This window comes from Tritonibacter sp. SIMBA_163, assembly GCF_046535935.1.
Classification (GTDB): Bacteria; Pseudomonadota; Alphaproteobacteria; order Rhodobacterales; family Rhodobacteraceae; genus Epibacterium; species Epibacterium scottomollicae.
In genome coordinates, this window is sequence record NZ_JAWJBP010001529.1 from 1 (window position 1) to 230 (window position 230).

General features: G+C 61.7%; 1 pseudogene. It reads left to right on the plus strand.

Annotated features, from left to right (window positions below):
* Window positions 1-230: pseudogene (locus R0J92_RS27395) on the plus strand (branched-chain alpha-keto acid dehydrogenase subunit E2); the annotation flags it as partial.

The following is a 230-nucleotide window of genomic DNA, read 5'->3' on the forward strand; positions in this document are numbered from 1 at the left end:
GGTGTGAAATATTCCGACAAGGCGCAGGATCCGAAGGCTGGCAGCTACCTGGTCGAACCTGGCGCGTCGATGGAGAGCATCATCGACACCATCACGCGCGGCGGTGCTTCCACCTGCGGCACAGAAACCGTTTACCGCGTCGTTGTCACCCGCGTGCTGGCCGAAGTGCGCGAGCTTGATCCGGCGACGAATTCATTCGTTGAACGTGCGGAGTTCGTGCCCGGCGTCGA